At 65.3% G+C, this 22,639-nt stretch carries 15 protein-coding genes; 2 read left to right on the plus strand and 13 right to left on the minus strand.

Annotated features, from left to right (window positions below):
* Positions 1-13 precede the first annotated feature (13 nt).
* The 6 genes from KY501_RS00380 to KY501_RS53835 all read right to left on the minus strand — a co-directional run bounded on the left by KY501_RS00380 (position 14) and on the right by KY501_RS53835 (position 8,783).
* A complete protein-coding gene (locus KY501_RS00380) occupies positions 14-2,947 on the minus strand; it encodes an MGH1-like glycoside hydrolase domain-containing protein (protein ID WP_224360321.1) in 2,934 nt (977 codons plus the stop codon).
* Positions 2,948-3,047: 100 nt separating this feature from the next.
* Positions 3,048-3,734, minus strand: a complete 687-nt coding sequence (locus tag KY501_RS00385) for an HAD family hydrolase (RefSeq protein WP_224360322.1) — start codon at positions 3,732-3,734, stop codon at positions 3,048-3,050.
* 88 nt (positions 3,735-3,822) lie between these two features.
* Positions 3,823-4,632: an HNH endonuclease family protein gene (locus KY501_RS00390; protein ID WP_224360323.1), complete on the minus strand. Its 810-nt coding sequence runs from the start codon at positions 4,630-4,632 to the stop codon at positions 3,823-3,825.
* Positions 4,629-5,942 (minus strand): AAA family ATPase, encoded by a 1,314-nt coding sequence (locus KY501_RS00395; RefSeq protein ID WP_224360324.1) that lies wholly within the window; start codon positions 5,940-5,942, stop codon positions 4,629-4,631. Before KY501_RS00395 ends, KY501_RS00390 begins: the two co-directional genes overlap by 4 nt.
* Before the next feature lie 234 nt (positions 5,943-6,176).
* Entirely contained in the window at positions 6,177-7,412 is a 1,236-nt protein-coding gene (locus tag KY501_RS00400) for an imm11 family protein (RefSeq protein ID WP_224360325.1), read from the minus strand.
* Between the two features lie 15 nt (positions 7,413-7,427).
* On the minus strand, positions 7,428-8,783 hold the full coding sequence (locus KY501_RS53835; protein ID WP_444881603.1) for an AHH domain-containing protein: 1,356 nt from the start codon (positions 8,781-8,783) through the stop codon (positions 7,428-7,430).
* Between the two features lie 318 nt (positions 8,784-9,101).
* On the opposite strand from KY501_RS53835, the gene KY501_RS00410 reads away from it, so the two are divergent.
* The gene (locus KY501_RS00410; protein ID WP_309242936.1) at positions 9,102-13,664 is read left to right on the plus strand and encodes a tetratricopeptide repeat protein; all 4,563 of its coding nucleotides are present in this window, start codon (positions 9,102-9,104) and stop codon (positions 13,662-13,664) included.
* Between the two features lie 211 nt (positions 13,665-13,875).
* Here the strand turns inward: KY501_RS00410 and KY501_RS00415 are convergent, their stop codons facing one another.
* The gene (locus KY501_RS00415) at positions 13,876-14,460 is read right to left on the minus strand and encodes an outer membrane beta-barrel protein (RefSeq protein WP_224360327.1); all 585 of its coding nucleotides are present in this window, start codon (positions 14,458-14,460) and stop codon (positions 13,876-13,878) included.
* 319 nt (positions 14,461-14,779) lie between these two features.
* Here KY501_RS00415 and recJ point away from each other — a divergent pair, with 319 nt between their 5' ends.
* Positions 14,780-16,492, plus strand: a complete 1,713-nt coding sequence (gene recJ, locus KY501_RS00420; RefSeq protein ID WP_224360328.1) for a single-stranded-DNA-specific exonuclease RecJ — start codon at positions 14,780-14,782, stop codon at positions 16,490-16,492.
* 6 nt (positions 16,493-16,498) lie between these two features.
* Here recJ and KY501_RS00425 read toward each other — a convergent pair whose 3' ends face one another.
* From KY501_RS00425 to KY501_RS00450, 6 genes are all read right to left on the minus strand, one after another.
* Positions 16,499-17,446, minus strand: a complete 948-nt coding sequence (locus KY501_RS00425; protein ID WP_224360329.1) for a threonine/serine dehydratase — start codon at positions 17,444-17,446, stop codon at positions 16,499-16,501.
* Between the two features lie 87 nt (positions 17,447-17,533).
* Entirely contained in the window at positions 17,534-18,871 is a 1,338-nt protein-coding gene (locus KY501_RS00430) for a hypothetical protein (RefSeq protein ID WP_224360330.1), read from the minus strand.
* 143 nt (positions 18,872-19,014) lie between these two features.
* The gene (locus tag KY501_RS00435; protein WP_224360331.1) at positions 19,015-19,236 is read right to left on the minus strand and encodes a YHS domain-containing protein; all 222 of its coding nucleotides are present in this window, start codon (positions 19,234-19,236) and stop codon (positions 19,015-19,017) included.
* A 209-nt stretch (positions 19,237-19,445) separates the two neighbouring features.
* On the minus strand, positions 19,446-20,198 hold the full coding sequence (locus tag KY501_RS00440) for a hypothetical protein (RefSeq protein ID WP_224360332.1): 753 nt from the start codon (positions 20,196-20,198) through the stop codon (positions 19,446-19,448).
* A 25-nt stretch (positions 20,199-20,223) separates the two neighbouring features.
* Positions 20,224-21,474 (minus strand): hypothetical protein, encoded by a 1,251-nt coding sequence (locus tag KY501_RS00445; protein WP_224360333.1) that lies wholly within the window; start codon positions 21,472-21,474, stop codon positions 20,224-20,226.
* A gap of 31 nt (positions 21,475-21,505) precedes the next feature.
* Positions 21,506-22,585 (minus strand): hypothetical protein, encoded by a 1,080-nt coding sequence (locus tag KY501_RS00450; protein ID WP_224360334.1) that lies wholly within the window; start codon positions 22,583-22,585, stop codon positions 21,506-21,508.
* Between the last annotated feature and the right edge of the window lie 54 nt (positions 22,586-22,639).

Genomic DNA, 22,639 nt, shown 5'->3' on the forward strand with positions numbered 1-22,639 from the left:
TCCACGCGCTGCGTCAGAGCCGGGGAATGACCTCGACGGCATCGAGTTCGGCGAACTGAGTGCCTTTGGAGAAGCGCAGGGTGTTGGCTCCACTTTGGAGGGTCACTCCGACGGTGACTGAACCAAATCGCGCCCAGGCGCCCGTCGGCGCATAGACCACCGTCTGCGCGGCTCCGCCGTTCACCGAGAGGGAATGGGTGGCGGTGCTGGTGGTGCCGTTGGCGTAGGTGATGCGCAGGCTGTACCGGCCCGCTTTCGCCACCGCGAGGTTGCGCAGCTCCACGGCGCTGTCCGCGTAGTCGATGCCCCCCACATACCCACCACCCGAGGCTCCAGCGTTCGAGCGCACCTCCGCGTGCGTCACCACGCCACTCTCCGCCTCGGCGATCGAGCGGCTCGTGATCCGCACGTCATCGAAGCGCGCATCCGATTGATACGAGCGCAGACCGATCGCCCCATCCGTGAAGGAGGCATCATCGACCGAGAGCTTCGGCACGCTCAGGTCATCCACGTAGATGTGCAGGGTGTTCTGCCGCGCGACGATCTTGAGCAGGTGGGGCGTGTTGGCCATGACCGAGGCGGGAGCGCTCCGGAGCTGTTGCCAGCTTCCGTTCATCTTCCCGAGGACCACTTCTCCGGTACGCGGAACCAGCCCCACGTAGTAGCCGTTGAGGGCATCGTTGCCAACGTCGGGGTTGGTGACGCGGAAGACGAGTCCTGCGTCTCCCGAGGCGCTGGACGTCACCCGGGCCGAGAAGGTGAAGTCGGAGAAGCGGGCGGTGTTGGCGATGGCCTTTCCGCCCGCGGAGGTGACGGCGAACTGACCGTTGCTCACCGACCAGGCTCCTCCGTAGGCCGTCCACCGGGCTGAGTTGCCGGAGTCGAAGTTCTCCGAGAACTCGGTCGAGGCCGGGCCCCAGACCTCGAACTCCACCACACCGACCTTGGCGTTGGGCGGATTCTGGAACACGGCACGGAGCTTGCGGGTGTTCACCGCGGGGAATGAGATGCGGTTGAGTGCATCTCCGGCGGGCGTGGCGGGAGTCTTCTGCTGGTTGGGGATGGAGACCCACGCCGTGCCGTTCCACGACTGCAAGTCGTAGCTGGCCGGAGTCTGCACTCCGCCACCATCGTTGTAGAGGTAGAGCCGAACCTCTTCCACGCTCCGCACGTACCCGAAATCGACTCCGAGCCAGTCGCTGGCGTTGGGGGACTGATAGTTGGTCCAGCGGCTGTTGGGGATGTCATCGAAGTAGATGCGGCCGTCGAGCGCATCCCACTTGTCGTCGTTCGAGTAGGTATAGGAGGTGAGCGCCTCCGGGTACCCGCTGGCGGAGGGATTGGCGGCGAAGTTCTCCAGCCGCGCGGGCTTCGCGGCGGCCACGGGAGCAGCCATCGTGGCCGTCAGCCGCTGGAGCGTCGCGGCCGTCGCGAGCAGGACGCCGTCCTGGTACACGCGGAGCCCCTTGCCTTGGCCGTAGCGCGTTCCATCCCGGTCATACAGCACGGTCATCAGGTGGCCGTGATAGGGGATGTTCTCGAGCGCGAAGTAAGCCCAGGTGCTCGGCACGAGCGGATTCACCTCGAAGACGTCATCGGCGCGGGGACGGACTCCGACCAGACCGGAGATCACCAGATCGTTGTAGGTCGAGTGGTTGTAGTGCTCGCTGTGGTTGAAGCCGTCGTAGATCCACTGGCCGGTGTCGGGGTGGAGCGCCTCGGCGACATAGGGGCGGCCGTTCTTGTACTGGGAGAGGGCGTAGCCGCGGAGCAGTTGGAAGTAGTGATCGCGGGTGACGTAGGACTGGCTGTAGTTGTTGAGCAGGTTGGCGAACGCGGTCAGCACCTGGCTGGTGGCGAAGGGCCACGAGACGCCATCCCAGCGGCAGCAGCCGGAGACCGCGTCCTTCATGAAGAGGCGGTGTCTGCGCTCGGCGGTGGTGGGCCCGTAGGTGGCGGCGAAGCCCTGCGAATCGATGAGGGAGGCCCAGGCCTCCGAGTAGGCCGGGTCCGGCATGTTGAAGTACCAGGGGACGAAGCCGAAGTGCTCGCGGCCGTCGAGCAAGGTGCCCTCGGGGTAGGGATATGCCTGGGCCTGGTTGTCCCGCATCATGTGGAAGAAGAACTTCCGTGACGGATCCCAGAGCTTGCTCTGGGTGGTGGCCTTGATCGCGGCGGCGCGGCTCTCGTACTGGGAGGCGAGCGCCGAATCTCCGGTGATCTGCGCGAGCTTCGCGATGGCCCGTGCATCGCCATACTGATAGGCATTGAGGGAGGGGCGGTAGCCCTTGCCACCGTGATACGGGTCGTTCGTCTGGTAAGAGCCGATGGTGTACTCGGAGGCATCCCAGACGGGGACCTGCCAGTAGAGGCCGACGGAGGGCTCGTAGTGATCCGACCAGGCCTCGAAGTTCTCGACGAGCTCCGGGAGCAGGTCCTTGACGAAGGTCGCGTCACCGTTCACGAGGTAGCGCGCATAGAAGGCGTCGGCGATCCAGAAGCTGTATTGCCTGACGCCACCTCCGCCTCGGAGCCAGAAGGTTTCGTAGTCGTCCAGATAGCGGGGATCACGAAGCCACCGCGCCTCGTAGATGTGATGTCCGGCCGCGGCGTTGATGGTGTCGAACTTCTCGGAGTACCAGACCGAGTTGACGAACTCGTTCACGATGTAGCCGACGCCGGGCGTGGCGTAGCGGATGTGCTGCAGGAAGGCGTACCAGCGGTAGTAGTAGACGTCCTGAATCTGGCGGTCCGGAGCCTCGAAGAAGGGGATGTTGCTCTTGTACCAGTTGGGCTCTGCGTAGCCGCTCAGGAACGAGTCTGGGTTGAGGAACTGTGTTCCCGCCAGCGTCGGGCGGACCCCTGTGGTTTCTGGAACGTCCGAGTGAGCAACACAGGCAAAGAGCAGCACCGTGACGGCAACTGCCGCGCGAGCTCCACCTCTCATGACGGCCTCCCTCGATTCCTTCAGCGTGGTGGCGGCGGATAGTATCCGCGCCATTCAGGCATTTCCAGAAATCCTGGAAGGAGGCGGGGTGGTACGAGATTCAGCTCCGTGGGCCCGTGGACGAGGGCTCGAGGATCGCGGGCAGCAGTGCCATGTCCGTGAAGATGTGTGACGCGCCGGCCCGGCGCAGGGCCTCGGCCGAATCGTGGCCTGCCTCGGGTGGGCTGTAGCCGAACACGGTTGCTCCCGCCGCCACGCCCGCAGTCACCCCGGTGACGGTGTCTTCCACGACGGCGCAGCGCGCGGGGTTCACGGAGAGGGCGCCTGCCGCCGCCAGGTACACGTCGGGGGCGGGCTTGGAGCGCGCCAGTTCCATGCCGCTGAAGATCCGCCCCTCGAAGAAGTTGATGAGGCCGACCTTGCGAAGCTGCAGCTCGACCTTGAAGCGGTCCGCGCCCGAGGCGCAGGCGATGCGGCCCTGGTGCCTGGCGTGGATGGACGCCACCGCCGCATGGATGTTGCGCACCGCCACCAGGTTGCGCTCCAGCGCCTCGTTGCGCCGCTCGCGGAACCGTGTGAGCCAGGCCTCCGTGACCGGCACACCGGTGTGTGCCTGGATGAGGGCTCCCTCTTCCTTCACCGACTTGCCGACGAAGAGCGCCATGCATTCCTGGGCGCTCATTGCCCAGCCCTGTTCCTCCAGCATGTCGCGCAGGACGCCAATGGTGATGGGCTCGGAGTCCACCAGGACGCCGTCACAATCGAAAAGGACTGCCTCGAACTGCATTCGTGAACTCCTTGCCTGACCGAGTAGCCCGAGGAGTCGCCGCAGACTGACGCAGCGACGAGCTACACTTCCTTGAACTTTACAGCGCTCACCACTGGAGCGCCTCTGGCGCGGCCGCGAAGGCCATCGTCAGCTCGGGCAGTGAGGTATTCTGGCGCTTCATTTCGAACCAGACCGACGGGTGCTGCCGCCCCCGCACCTCATCAGTCAACCGGGTGAGGTGCTCCTGGGGCAGTCCTCGCTCTTTGTCCTGGATGTAGCTCTTTAGGTGCGCGAGGTAGTCCCAGTACGCTGAGCGCCGGGACAGGGGCAGCCAGTCCCGGCTGTTGAGCTGGAGTTCGCGAATCGTGTAGTCGGCACGAGCATTCTCCACGGTTCCTGGCCTCGCTCGGGGCCTGAACCAGAAGGTATCTCTCAGGTCCAGCTCCAGGTACTCGGTCGGGTCTTCGACCCGGGGATCGATGAACACGTCCTTGCCAGCAATGGGCGGTATGACGGGTGCCCTTCGTGCCCGAGCCACGCTCGTCAGGACTCCCGTGCCATCCGCGAAGACAGCGAAGTGGTCATTCTTGTGCACGTTGCAGGAGTCACACGCGTAGAGGTAGTTCATCCACGCGAAGACAAGCTCCGGGTAGAGCGTCTTGGGCCGGATGTGCTCGATCTGGTTGGCGAGAGAGTCCTCGCAATAGGCACAGCGGCGAGCGCCAGAGTTCATCTTCGCCAGTGTCTCCTTGACGCTGTCGAATGTCCTGTTGCCCTTCTGGTTCACCGCTGAGAACCGCACCTTGGCGCGAGCCACACGCGCCGCATAGTCCGGCAGCGAGTCCACCTCGCGCTGGTATTCCGCGAGACCTGCAAGGGTTTCGCCGGGCAATGGAATGTTGGGGAGGCGAATCACTTCTGTGCAACCTCCACACTGGGGGACGGAAGCGCGCTGGCCGCGGTCGGAAGCCGGGTTCGCAGCGCTTGCTGCTCCGAGCGCTCCTCGTTGGTCAGCCCTTCGCCCAGCTCCTTCTGGTTGAGAAGGGCGAGCCGCTCGAGTTGCTCCAGCGCCTCGGGAGAGCGCGTGGGTACGTCTCCGAAGACTCCCGAGCTGTAGGCATCCAGGACAGTGCCGTAGAGCAAGCGATCACGTGCGACGCCGGTGACCATACCTCCGCGCTCCTCACTCCCAGGGCGGGGTAGCCGGAAGATGCTGCCCACTGTCGCGGCCTGGCAGATGAGCGGACTGTGGGTCGTTACGATGAACTGGATGTTCGGGAAGTGCTTGCGGAACCAGTGGCCGACACGGCGCTGCCAGGTGGGGTGCAGGTGGACGTCTATCTCATCAATGAGGACGATGCCGGAGGCCGACACCTTCGTGGGATCCCCGGGAGAGAAGATGCGCGTCGCCCCGTACGTCTTCACGAGCTGGCGGATCAACTCGAAGGTCATACTCAGAATGGATCGATAGCCGTCACTCAGGTTCTCGACGGGGACGTCGCAGCCGTTGCCGTCAACGAAGCGCACTCCGTTCGAGGAGATGGACTCCAGTCGGGCCTCATGGGGAAGGAAGTCTGGCTGGTTGATGAACCGCTTGAGCGCATCGAGCAGGCTTCCTTCCTCACCGCCGCCTTCCAGCTTCTTGAACTGGAGCAGCTTGAGCCACTCCAGGGATTCCGTCAGCGCAACGGACTCTCCGAAGACGGACAGGTGCCGCGCCAGCTTGGGATTGGAAGAGAAGAGCTTCTCCTGGTCCTTGTCTCCTCCCGTGAATCGGCGGAAGGGGCCGTAGGAGGCACTGAACCCGCCGTCACCATCCCCCCACATACTGCGGTTGGGATCAGGGAGCGCGTGCACCCGGGAGAGATGTACCTGCTCGGGATGCGTGCTGGAGCGTTCCAGTTTCAGCTCCGTGGGAAGATCGACGTTCTTGGGCATCCAACCCTCGCCCACGAAGGCATCCCTCAGTTCATCCCAGTCCAGAATGAGGCGGATGGAGCCCGACTGTGTGCCCCAGCGCAGCCATTCGTTCCAATCCTGGCGCAGGGCAATCGCCTCGCTCGGCCCCACGAGTGCCAGGGCCATGGCACGAAGTATCGAACTCTTGCCAGCACCGTTGTCCCCGATGATGACGTGCCACCCTGCCGGGTTGGGGTCTTGTGCAGGTTCCCACTCGAGCACGTCAATCGAACGGATGTTCGTGAGAACGGCCTTCTTCAAGTACATGGGCGGCAGCACGCCTGAAACAGCGAGGAGGGTCAACCGTTTGGTCGGTGAGGAGAGTGCCCTAAACCCGCGACGGCACACGCCTTCGCTGAATCGTGAGTGAATCCGGGCACTTCGAATCCACGGGGGCAGTTCCCGCCAGTCCCGCCTGTCGCCCGGAGTTCCCTCCAGTTTTGGAGACATTTTTGAGACGGCACTGGAGGTGGCGCGCTGTCCATGTGAGCCCGCCCTGTCTCACTCCCTGACGCGGGACAGGTGTCCGTGGCCCTCTCGGTCGAATCGCCGCAGCAACTCGTCCCGGCCCTTCTTGCCGTGCTCCAGGAGGTAGGCCAGCTCCGTCGGCAGCAGCGCCTTGACGGTGACGAGCCGCACCTCCCCGGACGGCATGGTGAAGCTCCTGGGGAGCACGCTCGGCTCCATGCCCAGCAGCACACCCACCCTGCCATTCTGGGTGACGAGCGACTGGGGCATGCCCTTGCCGGAGACCTCCATGGACATCAAGCCCGTCTTCACCTTCTCGCGCACCTGTTCGTGCTCCGCTACCTCATCCGCCACCCGCTCCAGGAGCAGCAGGGGCCAGCTCTTCTCGGCCTCCTGGAGGGGCTCGTTTGTCTCCAGGGCCAACTCCAGTCCGAAACCCACGGACGGCTCCGCGCGGTCCACGAAGAAGTCCGAGAGTCCGTCCGTCACCAGCAGGGTGCGCCCACCTGGACGATGGATGATGCGCCAGACCTGGCGCCGGGCGGGCCATGAGCCACCCACGACGATAGGGATGATGGCTTCCTCGTCCAACCGTCCCAGCGTTCGCCAGAAGGCTTCGCGGGCGGCGTCCGTCTGCTCCCGCAACTCGATGAGACGCTGGTTCCGTTCACGCTCCGCCGGACTGATAGAACTCGGGCCGGTGACCTCCTTGAACTTCATACCCGTAACGCCCGCGCGCTCCAGCGCCTCTTTGATGTCCTCGGAAACAATGAGCGCCACCGTCCACCCCCAGGTGCGGAAGAGCTTGGCGTCACCTACCTTCGAGGTGTCTATGCGCATGCCATACACGGCGCGGTACTGCCCTGTCTTCTCTGGCCTCCCATCTTCCGGCTTCCAGTACCGAACCTCCTCGGAGGTCTTGTCATCAATGCAGCGAACAACACGGGTGGCGTTCAGGATGCAGAACCGATCCGGTTGCCCGTTGATCCCCACGGGGATGATCTCCACGTCGTTCGGAGCCATCTCCGCGAGAAGGGATGCCACCCTGACGTGGACGACGGGGATACTGAAGGCTGCGTGCGAGAAGTCGAGGTGAATGCCGGATCTCTCGACCGGAATCTGAACATGGCCCTTGAACGGGGCAGGCTCTCCCACCCTGAACTGCCAAGGGTCTTCGAGCTGATGGCCGTTGCGATCAAGGGGATGGCCCAACTCCCAACGCCCCGGCAGGTACACATCGTCCGCTAGATCGAAATACCGCTTCAGCATGGCTCTTTCTTACCGTCATGGGTTCCGGGTGACCAGCCGGTTGAGCCGTGTACCCGGTGTGGAGATCTCCTCGGCCAACGCGCGAAGCTCTGCTTCCAGCGCCTGCCTGCACGCCTGAATGGGTCGGCACCTGGTCGTTGCATCATCGAGCCGCCTGTAGATCTCCTCGTGGTACTCCTGCGGGTGAGGCCCCTTGTGGCCCCTGAGCCGGACAATGTTCGCCCGATCGTTCAACGACATACCGGCCCGGTCGAAGATCTTTTGGAAGCGGGGCGTCCATGGGCCACCGCTGTGGGTGGCCTCGGTCCACTTGTCCGTGGCGATGTGGTGATCATGCCCCTCCATGTCCACCGGTCCGGAAGCGACTCCATGGACGCTCTGCGCCGTCGCGGCGACCGCATTGGGAGCCAGGGCGATGGTGACCGCATCAGCGGTCACGGTCACGGCTTCCACCTGCGCCACTTCAGTCAGTCGGACTCCCACCCGTGCCGCGCCTGCTGCTGACGCTTGAGCTGAGCCAGGCAGCGTGGGCACCTTGGCCGAGAAGCTGGCAGCCGTCTGGCCAATGGCAGCGGTGAGCAGCAGGGCAAATGCCCGCGCAGCATTCTTCCCCATCACCTTGCCGTACTTCCTCCCGGCCTCGCGGATCGCCGCGAATGAGGTGGCGTGATCCGACTCCTCCACCATCCGCCTGAAGCCCTGGATGAGCGTCCAGAACGTGTCCACCCCGATGTAGCAGACGAAGGTGGCCGTGAGGACCGTTGCCAGTCCCTTGGAGAACACCGGCTCGGGTGCCAGCCACAGCACAGCGTAGATGCTCATCGACCAGAGGATGGAGGCTTTGATGGCCTCGGGGTCAGCCATGTCCTTGAAGGCCTCCATCATCTCGGGGATGACGGCTTCGAGAGCGAAGGACATGGCGAGGGTGTATCGGCCGTCCTGGGTGAGCACAGGGCTGTGGAGCAAAGCCTTGCGGCAGTCGCCGGGCTGTTGGTTGGCGGTGCAGAAGCGCAGGTATTCCTGAGAGATGCGCACGTCTGCCTGGGCCCATTGAGAAGGTGGAGGTTGGCCGTCCAGTGGCACAACACCCTGCTGCTGGGAGTAGCCGTACCAGCCGCTGCGAGCAGGGACATCGAACAACCGCCGAGCAGCCTTCTCCGGGTCTGCAGGGAGTGGGTACTGCCGGGCCCACTTCACGAGAGCTTGTGTGAACTCCTGTTGCTCCATCGCTACAGGCTTTGTCTCGGTTGAGCGGGGAAGGGTGATGACGGGCCGATTCTGGCCCGTGTCGAGGCGCACGGCGCGTGAGGAACTGCACGCGGTCGAAAAGACCGAGACGAGAACCGCAACAGTCAGGTGACGAGTAAGCATGGGATGGTCTCCGGAGGAGGCCTCCAGGCTACGGGGACTTTCTTGTAGGGACGATGACGTGCCAGGTTGCTTCCCATCTCATCATTCCCGCGCGGTTGAAGAGTTCCTGGAACCTGGGCGTCCACGGGTTGCCGCTGTGAAGGGGATGGTCCTCCCCACGCAGCTCTTCTTCCCGTCGATCTATAGTCGCCCTCTACTGGACAATTCCACGTCCAACGGGGCGCAATGGATATGCCTGATGAGCAGAGGGGCCAACAGCATCAGGGTACAGCACCTTCGGGACAGGAGAAGCGCTACCCGCTCAAGCTTCCATTGACGGTGCTTCACCTGACGGATCTGCACTTCTCTGAACCGTCGGCGCGCTTTGCCAGCTCCCACTATTGGAACACCACTGATTGGTCAAGCCTGCGGGATGGCGAACCCGATTACAACCGCAGGGGGCTGCTCCCGAGCATCCTGGGGGATCTACGAAGCAACAGGTGGGTTCCAGACCTCGTCATCATCTCAGGGGACTTGCTGGACCGGGCGCAGGAGAGCGGAGTAGCGCTGGCTATCGATTTCCTCACTCATTTGTCGGAGCAACTTCCCCTCTCGCGTGATCGCTTCGTGCTGGTACCGGGGAATCACGACGAAGTCCGAGATGCCAAGACAGCCGAAGAGCGTTACTCGCTGTTCTCGCGTATCTGGACAGGGTTCTACGCCGGACTGCGACCTTGGATTGTCGGCAGGCCCGCGCATGAGCAGGTAGAGCTGTTCGACTTGTGCCGGGAACTGGGCATCCAGATCATCGGCTTCAACTCGTGTGAGGGCCACGATCGTGGCTTGTTTGTAGGCGGGGCTGTGGGCATCAATCAGCGGGAACGCGCCGAGGCGCTCCTCGCAACGAGCGGAGAAGCTCCATTCCGGATCGCAGTGATGCATCACCATCTCTACGCTCCCATAGGCACTCGAAAAGACTTGAGCGTGATGGAGGGGGCACCGGAGATCCGAAGCTGGCTGAAGAAGCACCGGTTCCAACTCGCTCTGCATGGGCACCAGCACGTTGACTGGCACGAGGAGGACTCCGCAGGGGACTGGACCCTGTCAGTCGTTGCAGGGGCGAGCGCGGGGGTGGGCCAGTACGGTCGCATGCACTGGGATCTGCGCATTGGCTATCAGGTCATACAGATCGAGAGCGAGCATGACGGATGCCGGTTTCGGCGCTGGTATGACCCTGGGAAGCGCTTGTTCGAAGCGGGTTCTCCCACCGGGGTAGAGAACATCCGGTTTGGAGATCGCGCGCCGCGTGCTGGAAAAGGCTCAACAGCGCCCGTGTTGGAACCGGGCGTGCTGCCAGAGTTTATCGGGTATGGCTCGGCACTGCCGCCCTACATGCTGAAATTCCGCAAGTCTCTGAAAGAGAACTTCGTGGGCCGCGACAAGGAAGTGTGGCGGCTCCACGAGGCGCTCCAGGGCTCGCGAACAGGGGGGCCGCCTCGGGCACCCGCCACGGTCCTCCTGCACGCGGCGGGAGGCTTCGGCAAGACACGGCTGGCGCTGGAGTACATGCACCGCTTCGGCCCGCGCTGCTATCCTGGCGGGCAGTTCTGGGTAGATGCGGCGGTGAGCTCAGACCTGTTGGAGGAGCAGTTCCACGAAATCCTTCGCAGGTTCAAAAAGGATATCCCGAGCCTGGAGGTCTGTCGGCGTCCCGAGATGAGGGAGGCGCTGAACATTCGCAAGGAGGTGACGGAGGCGCTGGAGGCCGCAGCCAGCCGGGGACCCATCCTCTTCGTCGTGGACAACGTGCCGGAGTCAGCGCAGCGAGGGGGGCCGCGCCCTCCGCTGGAGACGTGGTGTCCTGTCGTCGGCAGGGTCTCTCTGATCGTTACCTCCCGGGATCTGTGGGCAGGCGAGGACGAGGCGCTGGCGGTCTCCGCACTACCGCCCGAGGCCGCGGAGATCCTGTTGACCTGGAAACTTCATGAATCCGTGCGCGCGCAGCTTGATACTCAGGGCGCGTTAGAGGTGGCGAAGAGGGTGGGGTACCACCCGTTGGCGCTGGAGATCCTCAACAAGGCCCTGTGGCACGGGTTGCCCCCCGCTGGATTGCTGGAGACGGTTCGGCATCAGCGGCCGGTGGAGGCGGTGAGAAAGTATTTCGAGCGGGTTCGTCACCAGGAACCGGACATGAAGGAGGGGGTGTTTGAGGCGTTCGAGCTGTCCTACTCGAAGCTCACCGAGCCCCAGCAGAAGCTGGCCCGGCTGATTGCGCAACTGGGGGCCGAGCCGGTGCCTCTCGTGCTCGCGGAAAGGCTGGAGCCCCCAGGAGTGGAGGGCAAGGGTCTGCAGATGCTGCGGGACCGCCACTTCGTCACACCCGTGGACGATGTGGAGGGCGTAGGGATGTATGGGGAGATGCATCGGTTGCTGGTAGACTTCCTTCGTGAGCGCGGAGACAGGTCCCGCCAGGAACTGAGGGAGTCCTGCAGGGCCTTGGGCGCGGTGATCGGTCAACATGACGGTAATGAGCCAAGCTCCTGGCCGTTGCTGAAAGCCTGCCTCCCGCATGCCGAGAGTGTCATCGAGCGGCTCACCTCTCCCGGGTCGGATACCTGGACGAGGAGGTTCGTCAGCGAAGGTTTTATGGACACGCTGCGGCGTCCCTCTAGAGGAGAGGAACTTCCTGTAGGTAGGACCTTGGGGAGATTCCTGCTGGCCAGTGGGCTGGCACCTCATGCAGAGCGGATTGTCCGGCGTGTCATGGAACACGCTCCTCGTTCGGCGGCGGACGAAATCCTCGAGCTGAAGGTGGTCCTGGCGCGGGCGCTCCAGGCACAAGGAAAATACCCCGTATCAGAGAAACTCTACGGCGAGGTGCTGGAGGAGGCACGGCGCAATGGTGAGCGACACTGGCGAACCCTGCGTGTGCGGGGACTCATGGCAGAGCTGGTGCTGGAGCAAGGCAATCCGCGCGAGGCCCTCAAACTCGCGGAGGAAGTGCTGACAGCTTGGGAGGAGAGACCACACAAGGATGACTCGGACATCCGCGACACCGTTCGAGCGAGGGCGCGTGTTGCGGCGATCTGGCGAGCGCTTGGGAGGGCGGATAAGGCGAAGGACTTGCAACAGCAGGTGCTGGAGCAGCGGCGGCAGCTCTCTCAGACTCCTGCGGCTCAGGACGCCTCCACCCTTGAGGTGATGAGCGACCTTGCCTTGTCTCTCTATACGCTGCGGTACCTGGATGAGGCGAAGACACTGCAGGAGCAGGTACTGGAGGCAAGGAAACGGATTCTCGGTGAGAATCACCCCGACACGCTCGTGGTGATGGATCAGCTCGCGGAGACGCTGCGAGGGTTGCAGAAGTGCAAGGAGGCAAGGGAGCTTCAGGTTCCTGCCATCGAGCGCATGAGAAAGATCCTGGGGGCCGAGCACCCATTCACGTTGAGAATGGAGGCACACTTTGCGGTGACTCTCCGAGAGAGCGGCCAGTTGGGTGCGGCCAGGGAGATCCAGAAGCGGGTGTTGGGGCTCCTGGAGCGGCGGTTGAAGCCCAATCACCCTATGACGCTCACGGTGAGGAGCGATCTGGCGCGAACGCTTCATCAGGCGAAGCGGTGGGAGGAGGCACGGCAACTCCAGGTGAGCGTGGTGAATGACAGGCGTTGGGTGTTGAAGGAGGATCACCCGGACACGATGGAGGCTATCGGGACACTGATCCAAATGCTCCAGGAACAGGGGGATTGGGGGAACGCAGCCAGGCAGTTGGACCGAGCGCAAAAGGATGTAGAGAATGTGTTGGGAAAAGATCATCCTGAGACACTCAGGAGCATGAGCTACTTGGCCCTGTCGCTTGCAGCGCAACGAAGGTGGAAGGAGGCGCTGACGCTTCAAGAGACAGTATTGGAAGGACGGCTGCGAAGGTGGGGAGAGGAGCATCCGGATACTCTGATGGCCCGAGAAGACCTCTCGCGGACACTCCATGAGCTCGGCCACTACGCTGCTGCAGCAATGCACCGGAAGCCGGTGGTGGAGGTGAGTCGCCGGGTGCTTGGGCCTGAGCACCCCGCCACGCTCACGGCGATGGGCAACTTGGCTGGAACGCGGATGGGACAGGGGGACTTGGCGGGTGCGCGCCAGCTTTTGGAGCCGGTGGTGGAGGTGAGTCGCCGGGTGCTTGGGCCTGAGCACCCCGACACGCTCACGGCGATGGTCAACTTGGCTGTAACGCTGAAGAGACAGGGGGACTTGGCGGGTGCGCGCCAGCTTTTGGAGCCGGTGGTGGAGGTGAGTCGCCGGGTGCTGGGGCCTGAGCACCCCGCCACGCTCACGGCGATGGGCAACTTGGCTGGAACGCGGATGGAACAGGGGGACTTGGCGGGTGCGCGCCAGCTTGAGGAGCCGGTGGTGGAGGTGCGTCGCCGGGTGCTGGGGCCTGAGCACCCCGACACGCTCACGGCGATGGGCAACTTGGCTGGAACGCGGATGGGACAGGGGGACTTGGCGGGTGCGCGCCAGCTTTTGGAGCCGGTGGTGGAGGTGCGTCGCCGGGTGCTTGGGCCTGAGCACCCCGACACGCTCACGGCGATGGGCAACTTGGCTGTAACGCTGAAGAGACAGGGGGACTTGGCGGGTGCGCGCCAGCTTTTGGAGCCGGTGGTGGAGGTGAGTCGCCGGGTGCTGGGGCCTGAGCACCCCGACACGCTCACGGCGATGGGCAACTTGGCTGTAACGCGGATGGAACAGGGGGACTTGGCGGGGGCGCGCCAGCTCTTGGAGGCGGTGGTGGAGGTGCGTCGCCGGGTGCTGGGGCCTGAGCACCCCGACACGTTGGCAGCAGCGAGAGCCCTCGTTGATATCCTGAAAGCCCAAGAATCCTCTGGAGACGACACGGAAGATTGAACTGTGCTGATGGTCAGCAGAGAACGCGTGATTCAGATCATCTGTCGACCAGAGTTGCAGACTTTCACGGTCGTGGTCGCCTCGGCTGGCCCGCACTTGCGATATGAACTCCATCGCTCGTAGGGACTTGAAGCACCCGGGGCCGGGAACCGCTGAGACTCAGCAGTTTCCGGCCCCTCTTTCTGTCACCGATGGGATTCGATCCCGGTCGCTAGAAGCGGCCGCCCAGCGTCAGCGAGGCGTCGAACAGGCCACCCTGGTCCTTATCCAGGTCCACGCCGTTCGCGAAGCTCTCATCCAGCAGCCACCGGTACGTGGCGCGCACGCCCGCCGTCAGACCGCCCTTGTTGAACTCGATGCCCGCTGCCACCGGCAACTCCTCCACCAGGTCCGAGTCGTACACTCCCGCGCCCCCGCTCGCAGAGATGTACGAGGCGCCCAGGCCCGCTCCCACGAACGGCTTCACCACGTCGATGAACGGCGGCGCCAGTTTGATCAGGCCCGTCGCTCCGTTGCGCGTCAGTGTCGCGTCCGGCAACAGCACGTTGTCCACCGTGTTCCTCGAGCCGTTGTAGCCCAGCTCGAAGCCCAGGATGTTCAGCGGCTGCAGGTTCACCGTCAGACCCCACGCAGGCCCCGTGTTGATGTTCTCTCCGACGTCGCCCGTGTAGTCACTCACGCCGCCGCTCAGGAACACCTTCACTCCGCCCTTGCGCTCTCCCTCTTGGGCCAGCGCCGTTCCCGCGACTCCCAGTCCCAGCACGAACGCCATCACCTTGAGTCCTTTGTGATGCATCCCTTCCTCCCTCCGTCAGGTGGTGTGCACACAAGCTGCTCACCGGTGCCCCCGTCGTCTTCCCCAGACCGGGCGAGGGACCGAGCGGCTGTCCGAGCGAACTCCCGGAACGCCGTTAGAACCTGGGAGGGTGTTTGCTCTCAGTCTCAGCGCCTCCCCCGCGAGAGGGCACACAAGCGCCTCCCTGAACGCGTGTTCAGGAGGGGAAGTGTCATCCTTGAGGTTGGCACTCGCTGGTCAGACCATTCAGGTATTGTCATGCCTGTTCGGCGGTAAGATCGGCGGGCCGGGCGTTCCTACCCGGGAGAGGAGTCCGAAGGTGCGGTGGGTGTTACCCGAGACGGTTGACGATCAGGCGAAGTCCCTCGCCGGGGAGCTCGGTCTGCATCCTCTGCCTGCTCGCATCCTCCTGCACCGCGGCTACCGCACTCCCGAAGCCGCCCACGCCTTCCTCTCGGACAAACTCGCGGATCTGCCCGATCCCTTCCGCATGAAGGGCATGGCCGCCGCCACCGAGCGCATCACCCGCGCCCTCCGCCAGAACGAGAAGATCACCCTCTATGGTGACTATGACGTCGACGGCGTGTGCTCCACCTCGCTGCTGGCGCTCTTCCTTCGAGAGTTGGGGGCCCAGCCGGGGACCTACATTCCTCACAGGTTGGGTGAGGGATACGGGCTCAACGTCCAGGCCGTCGAGAAGCTGGCCGCCGAGGGCACTCGTGTCCTGATCACGTTGGACTGCGGAATATCGGCCACCCCCGAGATCACCCGGGCCCGGGACCTGGGGCTCGACGTGGTCATCGTGGACCACCACACCGTACCTGCCACGTTGCCTCCCGCCGTCGCCGTGCTCAACCCGCACCAGCCCGGCTGCGAGTACCCGACCAAGACCCTGTGTGCCGCGGGCGTGGCCTTCAACCTCTGCATGGGCCTGCGCAAGCGCCTGCGGGATGACGGCTTCTTCGCCACTCGCAAGGAGCCCAACCTCCGCGCCCTCATGGACCTGGTGGCCATGGCCACCGTGGCCGATGTGGTGCCCCTCACGGGGGCCAACCGCATCCTCGTGGCCCATGGCCTTCAGGAGCTCACCGCCGCTCGCCGCCCCGGGGTTCGGGCGCTCAAGGAGGCGGCGGGCCTGGAGCCGGATGCTCCTGTTACTGCCGGGCAGGTGGGCTTCCGCCTGGGGCCTCGCGTCAATGCCGCGGGCCGGCTCCATGACGCGACGCTCGGGCTCCAGATGCTCACCGCGGACTCGCTCGAAGAGGCGCGGCGGCTGGCCCAGGTGCTCGACCGCGCCAACTCCGAGCGTCAGGGCATCGAGAGCACCATCCTCACCGAGGCCCTCAAGCAGGCCGAGACGCTCAAGCATGCTCGCGGCTTCGTCCTCTACAACGAGGGCTGGCACCCAGGCGTCATCGGCATCGTCGCCTCTCGCGTGGTGGAGCGCTTCTACCGCCCCACCGTCATCGTCGGGGTGAATGACGGGGTGGGGAAGGGCTCCGCGCGCAGCATCGAGGCCTTCCACCTGTTCGACGCGCTCAGCGGGTGCTCGGATCTGCTGTCCCGCTTCGGTGGCCACAAGCACGCGGCCGGTCTCACCATCGACGCCGACAAGCTCCCGGCCTTCCGCGAGGCTTTCGAGCGCATCGCCATGCAGCGCCTCACCCCTGAGGACCTCATTCCCCGCTGCAAGGTGGATGCGGTGGTGACTCCGCGCGATCTGGACGAGAGCGCGGTGGAGGCGCTCCAGAAGCTCGGGCCCTTCGGCCAGGGCAACCCCGAGCCCGTGCTCGTGCTCCGTCGGCAGATGGCTCGCCCGCGCGTGGTGACGCCGAAGACGGGGTATGGCTCGGCCCACCTCAAGCTGGCCCTCGTGGATGCTCCCGAGGTGGATGCCATCGGCTTCGGCATGGCGGACCGGCTCACCCTCGTCGAAGGCCCTGTGGACCTCGCCTTCCAGGTGGGCGTGGACACCTTCCGCGGCCAGCGCCGCGTGTCCCTGCGCCTCAAGGATCTGCGCACCGCCGCCTGAGTCCTCTTAGAGGATCTCCGCCAGCTTGCTCAGCTCCACGTTGGCTCCGCAGAGCAGCACGCCCACGCGCTCGCCTGGCTTGGGCCGGTAGGCCTTGGAGAGCAGGGCCCCCAGCGCCGCCGCGCCGCCGGGCTCCGAGGCGATGCGCCAGTCCCTCCAGAGCGTTCGCTGGGCCTCGCGGATCGCCGCATCCGTCACCAGCGCCACATGGTCCACTGTTTCCCGCGCGATGGCGAAGACGAGCTCTCCCGTGTTGCGCGCGCCCAGCGAGTCCGCTGCGATCGACTCCACCGTGACGTCCACGGGGCGCCCGGCCTCGAGCGATGCGTGCAGTGCCCGCGAACCCTCGGGCTCCACGCCGACCACCTTGATGCCACGCCCAGCCCACCAACTCGCGATGCCCGAGATCAGCCCGCCTCCGCCCACTGCTACCAGCACGGTGTCCAGCCCGGGCGCGTCCTCCTCCCATTCGAGCCCCACGGTGCCCTGGCCCTGGATGGTGGTCACCGAGTCATAGGCGTGGATGGACAGCGCGCCCGTCTCGGAGACGTGTTGGTTGCAGGCTCCGAGCGCGTCCGCATAGCGCTGTCCGCCGATGACGATCTCGGCTCCCAGGCGGCGGATGATCTCCACCTTCGCGGGGCTGGAGATCTCCGGCACGAAGATGCGGGCCGGGATGCCGAGCTGCTTCGCCGCGTAGGCCACCGCCGCGCCGTGGTTGCCTCCCGAGGCCGCCGCCACGCCTGCCTTGGGGACAGGCTGAGAGAGCAGGGTGTTGAAGGCTCCGCGCGGCTTGAAGGTGCCCGCGTGCTGGAGGAACTCCAGCTTCAGGCTCACCGGGCCGTCGTGCCCCAGCGTGCCGGGCGGCAGGTTCCACACCGGCGTGCGGCGGATGTGAGGGCGGATTCGCTCGTAGGCAGCGCGGATGTCGGCGCGAGAGATGGGCAGGGGCATGGCTCGCTCGTGAAGTGAGCCCGCTGTCTATCTCCTGTGGCGGAGCCGGCAAAGCTGCATCGCACCGCGCTCCTTCGCTTGGGTTCGTTACTGGAAGTCCACGTAGCGCAGCAGCTTCGTGCTTCGTTGCGCCACCACACCGTCGTGGAGTTCGTCCCGGCTGAAGAAGTCCTCGAAGGCCTTCACGTCCGCGCGGGAGAAGGCGTCGATCTCGATCGAGTGCAGGCCCGTGGGGAACGTGGAAACGGGCGCCACCTCTGCCGGGAGGATGAAGGGCGTGAAGAAGGTGATCGACGGTGGCGCCCACACGGTCCAGGTGATGCGCCTGTCCTGACCCGCTGCGCCGCCGATGCCCAGCCGGTGCATCTGCGCCTCGGGGTCCGCGCTCCACCGCACCACGAGCCCGGAGCGAGCCACGGCCGGCGGAGCCTTCTTCGGTCCCACCGTCGGCGAGTCGAAGAGCATGGGCGCCAGGACCTTCACGCTCGCGGCCGAGGCCATGCTCGCCACGGGCATCTCCGCTACCGCCTCTCCGCCCATCAGCTCACGGCCGCCCAGCCGGACGCTCAGCATCACCCGCGTGGTATCGAAGGGCGGCGTCCGCGCCACGGTCTTCACCTGCAAGGGCAGGGGACCGAAGGCATCGGTGCGGAAGAGCTCCGTCATCCCCTCGTAGTGGCTCAGGTCCGCGCTGACGTTCTCGCCGTAGGCCTGGAGCCCTTCGACTCCGACTTGGAGCGACTGATCCACCGCGTGGTCGAGCGCGATCTCGACTCCTGTCACGGGCTGATCTCCGCCCACGGTGATGCCCCGCATGAGTCCTACGCGCAGGAGGTTTCTGTCTCCATCCACGGCTCGCTCCTGGGCGAAGAGCGTGGCCTGCCCGGACGCAGTGCCCAGCACGTCGAGGCTGAAGTGGCCCTGCTCGTCGATGGTCTCGTGGTCCGAGCCCATGTCCCCCACGCTGTGCACCCAGAGTTCGCCACTCCCGCTCATGCCTGTGGTCTTGCCAGAGACCGTGGACTGCTTCGTGGGCTGGGGAGAGGAGCCGAACGGGTGGTTGAGCCATGCCTCGGGCTGGTTGAACCCGAGCAGCGTGTACACCTCCACCTGCGCATCGGAGGGAGGCCTTACGAAGACGATGCTGATGTCCTGTGGCCCCACGATGGCGGCGTCCTCGAACCGGGCATCTCCGTTCTCGTCCAGGGGCTGGCGGAACCGACTCCCGTCTCCGAGCAGGGCATAGGCGCCGAGCAGACTGTCCGAGGGCGGGCGCACCGGGACATGAACCACGAGCAAACCTCGGATTCTGACCGGAGAGTCACTGTCTCCTTCCGGCGTCTTGTCCGGTGTGCCTCCAGAGCCTTCCGGGTTCTTGCCGCAAGCCACGAGCAACAGCAGCGCGATCGAGAGCAGTCGACGCATCGGTAGCTCCAGGTGAGCCAGGCCCTGCGGGCCCAGCGAGTCCTGGCCGAATTGAGCGAGCACCCGGAGGCTGGATCTGTTTCTCTACTGGTGTGGCCTCCGCACTGTGCGCGACTGGAGTTCGCGTGTGACGACTCTGTTCACTAGGAGATGCCCCAGCGCACGCGGCCGGGAGACAGCAGCGCGCCGGCCTTGGCCAGCTCGTTCATTCGGAAACGCTCGGCCTGCTTCTCGAAGGCATGCCGGCAGCGCTCCGAGCAGAAGAAGTACCGGCGCTTCTTGTACTCCGTCGAAGGCTGGCCCTCGGGCTCCTCCAGGTGCCGACCACAGACCGGATCCAGATGACGGCCTTGCACGCTCTTCATCACGCTCGCCTCCCACCTCGGGGCGGCGGCCGTCGCATGGCTCATCCGCCCCACCCACGCCCAACCTAAGCACGAGGTGTGCCAGCGGCTCGGGCCACCAAGGCCCGAGGATGGCAAGGCCTCCCAGGCAGGCAGGGAGGCATTTCCTGAACCCCGAGGCGGAAAATCTTTCCACCCCGGTTCTACTCCCCAAGAAGGAGCGGGCGGCCTCAGAAGGCCGTACCCACGCTCCCTCCGAGGAAGGTGTCATCCAGATAACCGCGGCGGAAGCGCATCAGCTCGAAGCGGAAGGACAGGCTCACCTTCTCGTTGAGCCGGGGACGGCCGCGGAAGCCGATCCCGTACTGCAGCAGCGGCTTCATGCCCTTGATGGGCGTGATCTCCTCACCGATGGTGAGGGAGGTGGTCTGGAAGGCGAAGCCACCGCCGAGCTGCCCGAAGATGCCAAACTTCTTCGCCTCGCCGAAGACGTACTCGTAGGCCGGCGCCACGCTGAAGTAGTGGCTGCGCGAGCTGCCGTGGATGAGCTCGGTGCCGTTGCTCAGGCCCGCCGTCATCCAGCGCACGTCCGCCCAGACCGTCTCGCGCAGCGGCTCGTTGTTGAGGAGGCGGCCGAACTCCCAGGTGAAGCGCAGGCCCACGCCGACAGTGGCATCGGCGAACTTGCCCTGAGAGCTGTCCAGCAACATGGCGCCCAGGATGAGCTCGCCCGCGAGGCCCTTGTTCGGATCGTCATCGCCCGCGAGGCGCTCGAAGTCGCCCTCGGCCTCGTCGTCGTCCCGCATGCGGTCGAAGTCCGCGGTGGGATCCTCACTGCGGCGAGGCAACTTCCGGGGAGCATCCTCGGAGGGATCGTCTTCCGGATAGGCGATGGGAGCGTCATCCTCGTCCTGGGCCAGGGCGAGCGCGGGAGTGGAGAGGGCGAGCGCCCCGAGCAGCAGACTCAGTCGGCGGGAATGCAAGGAAGGAGTCCTCATGGAGTGGGGGCTACTTGCAGGCGCCAGTGCCCTGAGCGGCGGACGGGCAGGGCAGTCCAGGGCCGATCAGCGCGGCGGGATCGATGCGAAGGTGGTTGATCATCTCGTTGCACACCGCCGTCTTCAGCGGCACGTCCGTGATGTGGTTGACGATCACCGCCGTCACGGAGACGAGGTTGAAGCGCGTCTGATCGCTCAGGCTCAGGGTGATGAGCTGCTGGAGGCCGGGGTTGTCCGATGTCTCGTCCGAGTAGGAGGCGACGATGGCGCGCTCGAGCACCTTGCGCTGCCCCGTCTGCTCACCCGCCTGGAACAGCGCGCTGGCGATGATGGAGCCCACCTTGTACTCGAGCCCCTGCCCGGAGAAGGAGGACAGGGACGTCTGATTGAGCTGCTCGATCAGGAAGGTGTCCATGCACCGATCCTGCCTGGACAGGTCGCGGTCGTTGGTCGTCGTTTGGTCGAAGGAGGTGCTCAGAAATTTCGCATCGCACCCGGTGGCGCTCTCGCAGGTGACGCCGTAGCCGTGGTAGTCGGCCAGGCCCTCGTCCAGGGACTTCACCAGATTGGCGCCCGGGGAGGAGCCGTTGGCCCACAGGGTGAGCGGATCCGGCAGCCGCCGCCCGCCGTACACCTTCTTGTTGAAGATCATGTGCGAGTACTCGTGCGACATGATCCCGGAGTTGATGGCCAGCGGGGCGCGCTGCAGCTCGTCGAAGGGCACCACCATGAAGGACTGCGTGGGCGCGAAGAACAGCGCGTTGTCCTTCATCGGCTCGGGATTGGAGTCCTTCAGGACGAACTCGGGGAAGTAGTAGACGGTGGCGGGCCCGCCGAAGTCCGCGTTGGGGATGTTGCCCACCGTGTTGAAGTACTCGTGCGCCTTCTCGAAGTTGTAATAGACGGTGACGAGGTTCCAGGTGTGGAAGTCCGCCGGCCAGAGCACGCCGTCCTTCTCGATGTAGCTGGCGGTGACGGGACGGCCCTCGGACTTGATCAGCGCGCGGGCGAGCTGGTCCTCCGTCGTGGCCGCCAGCAGCTCTGGATCCTGCGAGTCCGCGACGATGCGCGCCCCGCCGATCAGGTTCGCGATGGAGCCCTCCATGCGGAACGGATCCGAGATGGTGTTGAGGGTGACTTCCTGCGTCACGTACTTGCCGTTGCTCGAGAGCACCAGGGCGCGAACGCGGAGCGGGTCCGGTGCCACGGGCTCGCACGCGGCGAGCAGCATGAGCGCGGCGACAATGAGTGTTCGATGCATGACCCGCGTTCTACTACGGCACCCGGGGCCTTCAGAAGGTGTACTCCATCCCGAGCGTGGCGAGGCCGGTGTGGAGGGCGGCTTCATCCTCGGGCACGTCCGTTTGCAGGGCTGCGGCGGCCCACACCCGGATGGGCTCCCCCAGGCGTATGGTGCACCGGGCGGACAGCACGTGGCTGAGCCCCTGGCCCGTCACGTACTGGGTGAAGACGTAGGAGAGCTGCCCCCGTACGCGCGAGCTGAACCGGTAGGAGACCGAGGGCTTCACGTCGAAGCGAGCGGGCGCGCTCGGCAGGCCCGACATGGCGTTCACCTCGGTCAGCCGCCCGGCCACCGAGGTGCCGAGGTCCCGGTACAGTCGCTTGAGGAACTCCCGCTGGAGCACCCGGTCCTCGCCGGCCTGGGCGTAGCGCGTGGCCAGTGCCTTCTGCTCCTCCTCGGTGAACTGGCCGGCGCTCAGCGGATCCTCGCTATAGAGGTAGACGCTGCCGCGCAGGCCTATCTCCCAGCTCGTACCGGGCAGCAGCCTCACGCCGAGCGAAGGCCTCAGCACGCCCAGGTGCTCCTCATGCTGGAACTCGACGGTAGGCGTGCTCGTACCCTGTCTGGCGACGAGCGCCCGGCGCAGGGGATAGCGGGTGAGGCCTACGCCCACGTCGAAGCCGTACTCCAGATCCGAGAACCCGCCCGAGTCGTAGCCCGCCGTGAGCGAGAGCCCCTGGCTGTTGTACGAGGTACGGGCCGCCAGCGCCGGCAGCCCGAGCCGGGGCCGCTCCTGGGCCAGCGGGGTGTTCGTCGTCTTCGGCAGGCCGACCAGCAGGCTGCCGGACACGAGCCAGTGGAGGTTGAATGCATGGTCCAGGCCCGCCGAGAGCTGGTGGCTGGCGGCGGTATCCGGCTGGGGGCGCAGGCCGCTGTAGCCGAAGGTGAGGAAGGTCGTCTCCTTGCTCAGCTCCACGTCCCCCAGCAGCGTCAGCGCCCGGGAGTCCTGGGTGGCGCTCACCTCGGCTGTCAGCGTCGTGGCCCCCGCGGGCAGGGCTCCAAGTGTCAGGAGGACCCCCAGCGCACAGCATGGCGGCAGGTGGTCAGCTCTCCGGATTCCTTGACGCATCGTTTCTACGCTCCGTATGGTGCCGCCCCTTCTTCCTTCCTGAAACGCTCAACA

Origin of the sequence: Hyalangium versicolor (assembly GCF_020103695.1) — a bacterium.
Lineage (GTDB): Bacteria > Myxococcota > Myxococcia > Myxococcales > Myxococcaceae > Hyalangium > Hyalangium versicolor.